Here is an 11,857-nt window from a genome sequence, read left to right as displayed (position 1 = left end):
AAATAAATATTAACCGATGGCAGGTCGTCCCGAATAGGTCAGGAAGGAAACCACTATCACAACTATATAAAAAATGAATACAGATCCAATAGCAGATTATCTTACAAGGGTAAGAAATGCCATTAAGGCAAATCACAGAATTGTAGAGATTCCTGCATCAAACCTTAAAAAGGAAATTACTAAAGTACTTTTTGATAAAGGTTACATTGCCAATTACAAATTTGAGGATACTACTGCTCAAGGTACAATCAAGATAGCTTTAAAATATAACGCTATTACGAAAATACCTGCAATTCGTACATTAGTACGTATCAGTAAACCAGGTTTAAGGCAATATGCTGGCGTAGAGAATATGCCAAGAGTATTAAACGGTTTAGGTATCGCGATCTTATCTACATCTAAGGGTGTTATGACTGATAAAGAAGCTGCTAAACTAAACATTGGTGGCGAAGTTTTGTGTCACGTTTATTAATTAAAGGAGGATAGCAAAATGTCAAGAATAGGAAAAGCCCCAATTAGTATCCCTTCAGGTGTTACAATTACTGTATCTAAAGATAACGTAGTATCTGTTAAAGGCCCTAAAGGTGAATTAACTCAAGCAGTAGATTCAGATATCACAATAAGTCAAGAAGATGGTGTATTAACTGTACAACGTCCCTCAGAACAAAAAAGACACAAAGCGTTACACGGTTTGTATCGTTCTCTGTTAAATAATATGGTTGTTGGTGTAACAGAAGGTTATAAAATTCAACAAGAATTAGTAGGTGTGGGTTACCGTGCTACTAACCAAGGAAATACTTTGGATCTTGTTTTAGGTTATTCTCACCACTATGTATTCCAATTACCGGAAGAAATTAAGGTAACGACAACTTCAGAAAAAGGTCAGACTCCAAAAATTATTTTGGAAAGTATTGATAAACAACTGATAGGACAAGTAGCAGCGAAAATCCGTTCGTTACGTGCACCAGAGCCATATAAAGGTAAAGGTATCAAGTTTGTAGGAGAAGTGTTAAGAAGAAAAGCAGGTAAATCAGCTTCTAAAAAATAATCATCATGGCAGGGAAAAAATTATCTCGTAGAGATCGTATAAAAAAAGGAATCAGAAAAAGATTAACAGGTTCTGAAAGCCGTCCACGTTTATCGGTTTATAGAAGCAATAAAGGAATTTATGCTCAAATCATTAACGACGTAACCGGTAGTACAATTGTATCAGCTTCATCTTTATCTAAAGATTTTTCAGGTACTGGAAACAAATCGGAGCAATCTGTAGCTGTAGGTAAATTAGTTGCAGAAAAAGCAATCGCAGCTGGTGTTAAAGAAGTTGTTTTCGATAGAAACGGCTACTTATACCACGGACGTATAAAATCGTTGGCAGAAGGTGCTCGCGAAGCTGGTTTAGTATTTTAATCTGAAAATAGGATAAGAATGTCAACTATCAATATAAAAAGAGTTAAGACTAGCGAAATCGAATTGAAAGATCGTTTAGTTAGCATACAGCGTGTAGCCAAAGTAACCAAAGGTGGTCGTACTTTCAGCTTCTCAGCAATCGTAGTTGTTGGAGATGAAAACGGAATCGTAGGTTACGGATTGGGTAAAGCTAAAGAGGTAACAGAAGCAATTGCAAAAGGTATCGATGATGCAAAGAAGAACTTGGTAAAAGTTCCTTTGTTAAATGGTACTGTTCCTCACGAGCAAATTGGTAAATTCTCAGGTGGTTTTGTTTTAATCAAACCAGCTGCAGTAGGTACCGGAGTAATTGCTGGTGGTGCAATGCGTGCTGTATTAGAGAGTGCCGGAGTACATAACGTATTGGCAAAATCAAAAGGTTCATCTAATCCACATAACGTGGTAAAAGCAACTGTTGATGCTTTAACTAAGATGCGTGATGCTTATACTGTAGCTCAGCAACGTGGTGTAGATTTAAATAAAGTTTTTAACGGATAATATTATGGCGAAGATCAAAATAACCCAGGTAAAAAGCATTATCGATAGAAGCGAACGCCAAAAAAGAACGATGCAAGCTTTAGGTTTAACTAAAATGAACCAAAGTGTAGAAGTAGAAGCAACTGCTGCCATTATTGGAATGGTAAGAAAAGTTAATCACTTAATAGCTATCGAGAGTATATAATTATTTAAGGTTGCAAATGTGAGTTATATGACTACATTTGCAACCTTTGTATATTGTTTAACCGTTGTCCCTGATTAGTGAAAGCGAAGGGCAACACAATAAGTTTTAAAAATGAACTTAAGTAATTTAAAACCTGCAGCAGGTTCTACTAAAAATAGTAAGAGGATAGGTCGTGGTACTGGTTCTGGTCGTGGTGGAACTTCGACACGTGGACATAAAGGTGCTGGATCACGTTCAGGACATTCAACTAAGATTGGATTTGAAGGTGGTCAAATGCCGTTACAACGTCGTGTGCCTAAGGTAGGTTTCAAACCAATTAACCGTGTTGAATATGTAGGTGTGAACTTAGATGTTTTACAAGGTTTGGCTGAGAAGTTTAACTTAACAAGCATTGATTTTGCTATCTTGCAAGAACACGGATTGGCTTCAAAAAATGATCTGGTAAAAGTATTAGGTCGTGGTGAGGTTAAATCTAAATTAGAAGTTAAAGCACATGCTTTTTCTGCTACTGCACAAAAAGCTATTGAGGCTGTTGGAGGCTCAATCGAAAAATTGTAATTAATGAAGAAGCTGTTTACTACTTTAAGTAATATTTGGAAAATTCAAGAATTGAAAGAGCGTATAGTATTTACGCTCATGATTCTTTTGGTATATAGATTTGTATCTCATGTGGTTTTACCAGGTGTTGATGCGACTCTTTTAGGCGATAATGAGAAGTCTGGCCTTTTGGGTCTTTTGGATATGTTCGCTGGGGGATCATTCTCCAGAGTATCTATTCTTGCTTTGGGAGTTATGCCTTATATTTCTGCATCAATTGTAGTTCAGCTATTAGGTATTGCTGTACCTTCGTTTCAGAAAATGCAAAAGGAAGGTGAAAGTGGAAGAAATAAACTGAATCAAATTACACGCTATCTAACTGTTGCTATTACAGCTGTACAAGCAGTTGGTTATGTAAAAACTCAGGTTCCGCCAGAGGCAATTATCATTAATCATACATTATTCTTTGTTCTGGCTACGTTTGTATTGGCCGCAGGTACATTATTTGTAATGTGGTTAGGAGAGAAAATTACTGATAAAGGTATCGGTAATGGTATTTCACTAATCATCATGGTTGGTATTATCGCTCGTTTACCTATCGCTTTACAACAAGAGATTAGCTCTAGATTTGTAGGTGATGGTGGACTTATCGCTTTAGTTATTGAGATAGTTGCGCTTTTTGCAGTGGTGATGTTCACTATTATGATTGTACAGGGCGTACGTAAAGTACCGGTTCAATATGCCAAGAGAATTGTTGGTAACAGACAATTTGGTGGCGTAAGACAGTACATACCATTAAAGGTGAATGCTGCAGGTGTAATGCCAATCATTTTTGCTCAGGCATTAATGTTTATTCCGGCAACTTTAACGCAATTTTTTCCTTCACTACAAAATACATGGCTAATTCAGTTTAGTGATTATACTTCATTAGCATATAGCTTAACATTTGCTTTTTTAATTATCGCATTTACGTTTTTCTATACGGCTATTACAGTTAATCCTACTCAGATGTCGGACGATATGAAAAAGAACGGTGGGTTCATTCCTGGTATTAAACCTGGGTTGTCTACATCATCTTTTATAGACGATGTGATCTCAAAGATTACCTTTCCAGGTGCTGTCTTTTTAGCTATCATCGCTATTCTTCCTTCAATTGCTGTTAAGTTTGGAATTAAATCTGAGTTCGCTCATTTCTATGGCGGTACTTCTTTGTTAATTCTTGTAGGTGTAGTTTTGGATACATTGCAACAGATCGAAAGTTATTTGTTAATGCGTCATTATGATGGATTAATGAAAACAGGTCGCGTTACTGGAAGAACAGGAATTCCTGCTGCTAGCGGAAGCAATGCAGTGATATAGTAGAAGAAAGAATGTCTAAGATCTATTATAAATCCCTTGAGGAGATAGAATTAATAAGAGAAAGCTCTTTGCTGGTGTCAAAAACACTAGCTGAAGTAGCAAAAGTTATTCAGCCAGGTGTTACAACCAAAAAGTTAGATCAGCTGGCTGAGACTTTTATTAAGGATCATGGCGCAATACCTGCTTTTTTGAATTATAACGGCTTTCCGTATTCGCTTTGTATTTCACCCAATGAACAAGTTGTTCATGGATTTCCGAGTGATTATGTGATTCAGGAAGGTGATCTTATCTCAGTGGATTGCGGGGTTATTAAGAACAACTATTTTGGTGATTCGGCATATACATTTTCAATTGGAGAAGTAAGTGCAGAGAAAAGGAAGTTGGTTGAAGTAACTCAGGAGTGTTTACGACTGGCTGTAGAAAAGGCAGTTGTAGGTTCCAGAATCGGAGATATTGGTTTCGCTGTTCAGGACCTGGCAGAGAAGAATGGTTTTGGTGTAGTAAGAGAGCTGGTAGGGCACGGAGTAGGGGTTAAATTGCATGAAAAGCCAGAGGTTCCTAACTACGGTAAACGTGGTAGTGGGATTAAGCTGGAAGAGGGGATGGTTATAGCAATAGAACCAATGATAAATGCCGGCACTGCCGGAGTGAAGTTTTGGTCTGATGGCTGGACAGTAACCAGTAATGACAATAGACCTTCTGCACATTTTGAACATACAGTGGCTGTAAAAAAGGGAAAAGCAGATGTTTTATCAACCTTTTCTTTAATTGAAGAAGTTTTAATAGAAAAAAAGTAAATAATTAAAATTTTTTATTTAATTTTGCAACCCTGTTTAATAGCAGCTAATTAAGTAAAAATCAATATTATATGGCTAAACAAGCCTCAATTGAACAAGACGGTGTAATAAAAGAAGCATTATCGAATGCCATGTTCAGAGTTGAACTAGAAAATGGACATGAGATAATAGCTCATATTTCGGGGAAGATGAGGATGCACTACATCAAAATTTTACCCGGAGATAAAGTAAAATTAGAGATGTCGCCTTACGATTTATCAAAGGGCAGGATTACTTATAGATATAAATAAAATGAAAGTTAGGTCATCAATTAAAAAACGTAGTGCTGATTGCAAGGTTATTCGTCGTAAAGGTAAACTTTACGTTATAAACAAGAAAAACCCTAAGTTTAAGCAACGTCAAGGTTAAGAAATTATTGAAGTATGATTGGATTGAATGTACAGGTTACTCAATCTGTCGTTTAATCAAATAATCAAACATTTAGTACAAATATGGCAAGGATATCAGGTATTGATTTACCAAGAAACAAAAGAGGCGAAATTGGATTAACTTATATCTTCGGAATAGGTAGATCAACTGCACAACGTATATTAACTGAGGCAGGTATCGATTTAAGCAAAAAAGTACAGGACTGGTCTGATGATGAATTATCAGCAATCCGTACCATTATAAACGACGGCGTAAAAGTTGAAGGAGCTTTACGTTCAGAGGTTCAATTAAACATCAAACGTTTAATGGACATTGGTTGTTACCGTGGTTTACGTCACAGAAAAGGTTTACCTGTGCGTGGTCAGCGTACTAAAAACAACTCTCGTACACGTAAAGGCAAGAGAAAAACAGTTGCGAACAAGAAAAAAGCTACTAAATAAAAATTAGTACTGAATAATAATTATGGCTAAGAGTAAAAAAGTTACCAAAAAGCGTATTGTTGTTATTGAGCCTGTTGGTCAGGCGCACATCAATGCTACTTTTAACAATATCATTGTTACCCTAACAAATAACAACGGTCAAACTATTTCATGGTCTTCTGCAGGTAAAATGGGATTCAAGGGTTCTAAAAAGAACACTCCATATGCAGCAGGTCAAGCTGCATCTGATTGCGGTAAAGTAGCATTTGATTTAGGGCTACGTAAAGTAGAGGTTTTTGTTAAAGGTCCAGGTTCAGGTCGTGAGTCTGCAATTAGAACATTGCAGGTTTCAGGTATCGAAGTAACCTCTATCAAAGATATTACGCCGCTTCCACACAATGGATGTCGTCCTCCTAAGAAGAGAAGAGTTTAATTTATTAATTTTTAAAGCTAAGAGTCTGCAGCTTCAGGTTGCATGATACTTTAAAACAAAAAGCAATGGCAAGATATACAGGACCAAAGTCCAAAATCGCGCGTAAATTCAGAGAGCCAATTTTTGGCCCTGATAAAGTATTAGATAGAAAAAATTATCCTCCTGGGCAGCACGGTGCCTCAAAAAGAAGAGGAAAACAATCTGAATACGCAGTTCAATTAATGGAAAAGCAAAAAGTTAAATATACTTATGGTGTATTGGAGCGTCAGTTCCGTAACTTGTTTACCAAAGCGTCTTCTCGCGAAGGAATTACAGGTGATAACTTATTGCAATTATTAGAGGCTCGTTTAGATAATACAGTATACAGATTAGGTATTGCTACTACACGTTCAGCTGCTCGTCAGTTAGTTAGCCATAAACACGTAACAGTTAACGGTGAAGTAGTAAATATCCCTTCATATCAATTAAAAGCTGGAGATGTTGTTGCAGTTCGCGAGAAATCAAAAACATTAGAAGCAATCACTAATTCTGTAGCAGGAAGAGTAATCAATAAATTCAATTGGTTAGATTGGAATGCGAATGAGTTAACTGGTAAATTTTTAGCTTATCCTAATCGTGATGAGATACCAGAAAACATCAAAGAAAACCTTATAGTAGAGTTATACTCTAAGTAATATATTTAATTAATTGCCTACGGGCAATTAATTTTTTACGTTGCATAATTTTAATAACGATCTAAAAACATTATAAATGGCAATTTTAGCATTTCAGAAACCCGATAAGGTAATCATGCAGAAATCAACTGATTTCGATGGTATATTTGAATTTCGTCCTTTAGAGCCCGGTTTCGGTGTAACAATTGGTAATGCCTTAAGAAGAATATTACTTTCTTCTTTAGAAGGTTATGCCATTACAAGTATTCGTTTTTCTGGCGTATCTCATGAGTTTTCTACAATGAAAGGTGTTGTAGAGGATTTGACTGAAATTATCCTTAATTTAAAACAAGTGCGTTTTAAAAAAGTTGGTGATTCAGGCGATTCTGAGAAGGTTTTTATTGTAGTAAATGGCCAGGAGCAATTTGCTGCAGGAGACATTACTAAATTCTCTAATAACTTCGAGGTTCTTAATCCAGATTTCGTTATCTGTAACATGGAGAAATCTGTTACTTTAGAGGTGGAATTGACCATTAATAAAGGACGTGGTTATGTACCAGCAGAAGAGAACAAAATTAATGATGCTGTAGTTGGAGTTATAGCGATAGATTCGATCTTCACTCCAATGAAAAATGTAAAATATACGATTGAAAACTATCGTGTTGAGCAAAAGACAGATTACGAAAAATTAATATTAGATATCTCTACAGATGGATCTATCCATCCTGAGGAGGCACTAAAAGAGGCTGCTAAGATCTTAATCCAGCACTTCATGTTGTTCTCTGATGAGAATTTGGTATTAGAATCTCAAGCTAAAGAAGAAACTAAAGAAGTTGATGAAGAAATCTTGCATATGCGTAAGATCTTAAAAACTGAATTAGTTGATTTAGATTTATCAGTTCGTGCATTGAATTGCTTAAAAGCAGCTGATATTCGTACTTTAGCTGATTTGGTTTCTTATGATGTTGCTGATATGTTAAAATTCAGAAACTTCGGTAAAAAATCTTTAACAGAGATACAAGAGCTTGTTAAATCTAAAAGTTTATCTTTTGGAATGAACTTGTCGAAGTTCAAATTGGACGAGGAATAATAAGCTACAAGCATAAATTATAATATTGTTAATAGTGTGTAATTCCCTCAGATTAATTTCATAGAGACGGTATACACTGAATAAATTTAAAAATGAGACACGGTAAAAAAGTAAATCACTTAGGAAGAACAGATTCACATCGTAAGGCGATGTTGGCTAACATGGCTTCATCGTTAATTAAACATAAGAGAATCTCAACAACTTTAGCAAAAGCAAAAGCTTTGCGTATGTATGTTGAACCTCTTATCACTAAATCAAAAACTGATACTACGCACTCTCGTCGTATTGTTTTCGGTTACTTACAAGATAAAGAAACTGTTACTGAATTGTTCCGTGATGTTGCAGCTAAAGTTGCTAGCCGTCCAGGTGGTTACACCAGGATCATTAAGTTAAACAATCGTCTAGGTGATAATGCTGAAATGGCATTAATCGAATTAGTTGATTATAACGAAGTTTACGGTAAAGAAGCAGATTCAGCTGAAAAGAAAACTACTCGTCGTGGTAGAAGCAAAGCTAAAAAATCTGATGCTCCTGCAGCAAAGACAGAAGAAGTTAAAGCTGAAGAGGTTAAGACTGAAGAAGCTGTAGAAGAAGCACCAGCTACTGAAGAAACAAAAGAAGATAAGGGAGAATAATATTCCCCAATCAGAATATAGGAGTCGGTTCAATTTGAACCGACTTTTTTTTTGCTTTTCAAAACCTATCTTTGTACTGTAATAATATTTCATGTCGAATCAACTTAGTATCCAACAATTTCTGGATCAATTATCAGAAAGTATTTCTTTAAATCTATTTCTAAAAGCATCTTTAGGAAATTACCAGGGGAATGAAAAAGAGCTTAAGAATATCTATGTTCGAAGAGTAAAGATTAAGAGAGTTGAGATGCTTTCTTTTAATTATCGTTATAAAACCCGGGATATATTTAAGAATTTAAGCATACAGGATGGGACKSMCTTMMTKAWGAATTTGATCAGTAATGATTTTAGAATTTGTACAGTTTTCACTGCTGATAAAGAAGTAATTATAKAGCATGGGAAAAAGGGAGCCATTTCCTTAAGGGAAAGACAAAATGCTTCTAACATTAAACCAAATTTAGCCCATGATAAAGAGAAGAAAAGAATTATAAAGCCAGCCGGAAAAACGTATTTACAAGAGCTAAAGGTTACTGATCAGGAAGGGAATGTGTTTAAAAATGCTCAGGATAAGTACCGGCAGATTAATCAATATATTGAAATTTTAAGTTCGTTGATTAAAGAACTGCCAAATGCTAAAGTCCGAAATGTTGTAGACATGGGGTCGGGTAAGGGTTATCTTACTTTTGCCCTTTATGATTATTTACATAATGTACTTAATCAAAATGTAAACATGATAGGCGTTGAATTTAGAGAAGACATGGTACAGTTATGCAATGGCATTGCTGAAAAATCGAACTTTAATCAGTTGAGGTTTGTTGAAGGTAGCATTGATAATTATAACGCTGGTTCAATTGATCTGTTAATTGCCCTACATGCTTGTGATACGGCTACTGATGATGCTATTTATAAAGGAATAAAGGCTAATGCTGAATTAATTGTTGTTGCGCCTTGCTGCCATAAGCAGATCAGAAGAGAAATGGAAAAAGGCAAAGCTAAAAACGATGTTTCTTTTTTAACCAAATATGGAATATTCATGGAGCGTCAGGCTGAAATGATAACTGACGGAATTAGGGCACTGGTACTTGAGTATTTTGGTTATAAAACTAAAATATTTGAATTCATTTCAGATGTTCATACTCCAAAGAATGTTTTGGTAGTTGGTATAAAAGGAGAGATCGCTAAGAGTAGAAAAACCGAAATACTAGCTCAGATACAGCAGACTAAGAGTTATTTCGGAATTGGTTATCACCATTTGGAAAAACTCCTAGAAGACGAAATGTAACAGCGTTCTGTCATACTGTCACATTTTTATGATGTAATTCGGACAATTTTATATTGAAAATCTTACAGAAAAACTATTTTTTCTGCCAAAACCCTATTGGCACATTGCTTGTTGAACAGATGTAAATAATAAGATTTCATAAACATAAACATAGATAAAATAGCATGTCAAAAATTATTGGTATAGACTTAGGAACAACAAACTCTTGCGTAGCCGTAATGGAAGGTAACGAACCTGTAGTTATAGCCAACAGCGAGGGTAAACGTACTACACCTTCCATTGTTGCTTTTGCAGAAAATGGAGAACGTAAAGTAGGTGAGCCGGCAAAGCGTCAGGCAATTACTAACCCAACAAAAACAATATCTTCAATAAAGCGCTTTATGGGAAGCAGCTTTGCTGAAGTTTCTAAAGAATCATCACGTGTACCGTACAAGGTGGTTAAAGGTGATAACAATACTCCAAGGGTTGAAATTGACGACCGTAAATATACACCACAAGAAATTTCTGCGATGATTTTGCAGAAAATGAAAAAAACTGCAGAAGATTTCTTAGGTCATGAAGTAACTGAAGCGGTTATTACTGTTCCTGCTTATTTTAATGATGCTCAGCGTCAGGCAACAAAAGAAGCTGGAGAAATTGCAGGTTTAACCGTTAAACGTATTATTAATGAGCCAACTGCAGCTGCTTTAGCCTATGGATTAGATAAAGCACATAAGGATATGAAAATTGTTGTGTTTGACTGCGGTGGTGGTACTCATGACGTTTCTGTATTAGAATTAGGTGATGGTGTATTTGAAGTAAAATCAACTGATGGTGATACTCACTTAGGTGGTGATGACTTTGATCATATCATTATTGAATGGTTAGCTGCTGAATTTAAAAATGAAAACGGCATGGATCTTCATCAGGATCCAATGGCTTTGCAACGTCTTAAAGAAGCTGCTGAAAAAGCTAAAATTGAGCTTTCAAGCACAACTTCAACTGAGATCAACTTGCCTTACATCACTGCTGATGCCACAGGCCCTAAGCACTTGGTAAGAACATTAACGCGTGCTAAATTTGAGCAATTAGCTGGCGATTTAATTAAACGTACAATTGATCCTTGTAAATCAGCTTTGAAAAATGCAGGTTTAAAAACAAGTGATATTGATGAGATTATATTAGTTGGTGGTTCTACACGTATTCCTGCCATCCAGGAAGCGGTAAAAGCTTTCTTTGGTAAAGAACCGTCTAAAGGTGTAAACCCTGATGAGGTAGTTGCTATTGGTGCTGCAATCCAAGGTGGTGTTTTAACAGGAGAAGTTAAAGATGTATTGTTATTAGATGTAACACCTCTTTCTCTAGGTATCGAAACAATGGGTGGTGTAATGACTAAATTAATTGAAGCTAACACAACCATACCTTCTAAAAAAGCAGAAACTTTCTCTACAGCAGCTGATAATCAGCCTTCAGTAGAGATCCATATCTTACAAGGAGAGCGCCCTATGGCAGCTCAAAACCGCACTATTGGTCGTTTTATATTAGATGGTATTCCACCAGCACCTCGTGGAGTTCCTCAGGTTGAAGTGGCATTTGATATTGATGCAAATGGTATCTTACATGTAAGTGCTAAAGATAAGGCAACTGGTAAAGAGCAAAAGATTCGTATTGAAGCTTCTTCAGGTTTAACTGATGAAGAGATCAAAAGAATGAAAGATGAAGCTGAGAAAAATGCGGAAGCTGATAAAACTGCTAAAGAAGAAGCAGAAAAAATCAACGGTGCTGATGCTTTAATTTTCTCAACTGAGAAACAATTAAAAGAATTCGGAGAAAAACTATCTGCTGATAAAAAAGCTCCTATTGAAGAGGGTTTGAAAAAACTTAAAGATGCACATGCTGCAAGAAACTTTGCTGATATTGACACAGCACAAGCAGAATTGCAAAATGCATGGAATGCAGCTTCAGAAGAGATGTATAAATCAGGACAAGACGGTGCACAACCAGAAAGTGGCGCTCAAGCGCAAGATGGACCTCAGTCAGCTGATGGTGGCGATAACGTTACTGATGTTGATTTTGAAGAAGTAAAAGACGATAAAAAATAGTCTTTTAAGAGCAA

The 11,857-nt window shown here is 36.0% G+C and carries 16 protein-coding genes and 1 pseudogene; all 17 read left to right on the top strand.

Going from position 1 to position 11,857, the window contains the following annotated elements:
* Positions 1-73 precede the first annotated feature (73 nt).
* The 17 genes and pseudogenes from rpsH to dnaK all read left to right on the top strand — a co-directional run bounded on the left by rpsH (position 74) and on the right by dnaK (position 11,843).
* Positions 74-472 carry a 30S ribosomal protein S8 gene (rpsH, locus tag N824_RS39155; protein ID WP_048907435.1) on the top strand — a complete coding sequence of 133 codons (399 nt, stop codon included), beginning with the start codon at positions 74-76 and terminating at the stop codon, positions 470-472.
* Positions 473-490: 18 nt separating this feature from the next.
* A complete protein-coding gene (gene rplF, locus N824_RS39150) occupies positions 491-1,048 on the top strand; it encodes a 50S ribosomal protein L6 (protein WP_048907434.1) in 558 nt (185 codons plus the stop codon).
* Positions 1,049-1,053: 5 nt separating this feature from the next.
* Entirely contained in the window at positions 1,054-1,407 is a 354-nt protein-coding gene (gene rplR / locus N824_RS39145) for a 50S ribosomal protein L18 (protein ID WP_048907433.1), read from the top strand.
* An 18-nt stretch (positions 1,408-1,425) separates the two neighbouring features.
* The gene (gene rpsE / locus N824_RS39140) at positions 1,426-1,944 is read left to right on the top strand and encodes a 30S ribosomal protein S5 (protein ID WP_008244566.1); all 519 of its coding nucleotides are present in this window, start codon (positions 1,426-1,428) and stop codon (positions 1,942-1,944) included.
* Between the two features lie 4 nt (positions 1,945-1,948).
* Positions 1,949-2,128: a 50S ribosomal protein L30 gene (rpmD, locus tag N824_RS39135; RefSeq protein ID WP_048907432.1), complete on the top strand. Its 180-nt coding sequence runs from the start codon at positions 1,949-1,951 to the stop codon at positions 2,126-2,128.
* A gap of 111 nt (positions 2,129-2,239) precedes the next feature.
* On the top strand, positions 2,240-2,686 hold the full coding sequence (gene rplO / locus N824_RS39130; RefSeq protein WP_048907431.1) for a 50S ribosomal protein L15: 447 nt from the start codon (positions 2,240-2,242) through the stop codon (positions 2,684-2,686).
* Between the two features lie 3 nt (positions 2,687-2,689).
* Complete coding sequence (gene secY, locus N824_RS39125) at positions 2,690-4,024, top strand: preprotein translocase subunit SecY (RefSeq protein ID WP_048907430.1); 1,335 nt, start codon at positions 2,690-2,692, stop codon at positions 4,022-4,024.
* 11 nt (positions 4,025-4,035) lie between these two features.
* Positions 4,036-4,821 carry a type I methionyl aminopeptidase gene (gene map, locus N824_RS39120; RefSeq protein ID WP_048907429.1) on the top strand — a complete coding sequence of 262 codons (786 nt, stop codon included), beginning with the start codon at positions 4,036-4,038 and terminating at the stop codon, positions 4,819-4,821.
* 71 nt (positions 4,822-4,892) lie between these two features.
* The gene (gene infA / locus N824_RS39115; RefSeq protein ID WP_048907428.1) at positions 4,893-5,111 is read left to right on the top strand and encodes a translation initiation factor IF-1; all 219 of its coding nucleotides are present in this window, start codon (positions 4,893-4,895) and stop codon (positions 5,109-5,111) included.
* Between the two features lies 1 nt (position 5,112).
* The gene (ykgO, locus tag N824_RS39110; protein ID WP_008244551.1) at positions 5,113-5,229 is read left to right on the top strand and encodes a type B 50S ribosomal protein L36; all 117 of its coding nucleotides are present in this window, start codon (positions 5,113-5,115) and stop codon (positions 5,227-5,229) included.
* An 83-nt stretch (positions 5,230-5,312) separates the two neighbouring features.
* Complete coding sequence (gene rpsM / locus N824_RS39105; RefSeq protein WP_048907427.1) at positions 5,313-5,690, top strand: 30S ribosomal protein S13; 378 nt, start codon at positions 5,313-5,315, stop codon at positions 5,688-5,690.
* A gap of 22 nt (positions 5,691-5,712) precedes the next feature.
* Positions 5,713-6,102 carry a 30S ribosomal protein S11 gene (gene rpsK, locus N824_RS39100; RefSeq protein ID WP_048907426.1) on the top strand — a complete coding sequence of 130 codons (390 nt, stop codon included), beginning with the start codon at positions 5,713-5,715 and terminating at the stop codon, positions 6,100-6,102.
* Between the two features lie 65 nt (positions 6,103-6,167).
* Positions 6,168-6,776: a 30S ribosomal protein S4 gene (rpsD, locus tag N824_RS39095; protein WP_048907704.1), complete on the top strand. Its 609-nt coding sequence runs from the start codon at positions 6,168-6,170 to the stop codon at positions 6,774-6,776.
* 76 nt (positions 6,777-6,852) lie between these two features.
* Complete coding sequence (locus N824_RS39090) at positions 6,853-7,845, top strand: DNA-directed RNA polymerase subunit alpha (protein ID WP_048907425.1); 993 nt, start codon at positions 6,853-6,855, stop codon at positions 7,843-7,845.
* Between the two features lie 92 nt (positions 7,846-7,937).
* Positions 7,938-8,480: a 50S ribosomal protein L17 gene (gene rplQ / locus N824_RS39085; protein ID WP_048907424.1), complete on the top strand. Its 543-nt coding sequence runs from the start codon at positions 7,938-7,940 to the stop codon at positions 8,478-8,480.
* A gap of 91 nt (positions 8,481-8,571) precedes the next feature.
* Positions 8,572-9,762: pseudogene (locus N824_RS39080) on the top strand (SAM-dependent methyltransferase).
* 164 nt (positions 9,763-9,926) lie between these two features.
* Positions 9,927-11,843, top strand: a complete 1,917-nt coding sequence (gene dnaK / locus N824_RS39075; RefSeq protein ID WP_048907422.1) for a molecular chaperone DnaK — start codon at positions 9,927-9,929, stop codon at positions 11,841-11,843.
* Positions 11,844-11,857 lie beyond the last annotated feature (14 nt).

The organism is Pedobacter sp. V48, from assembly GCF_000523515.1.
GTDB lineage: Bacteria > Bacteroidota > Bacteroidia > Sphingobacteriales > Sphingobacteriaceae > Pedobacter.
Note: the sequence above shows the minus strand (reverse complement) of the source record. Positions and strands in the feature narration are given on the sequence as shown.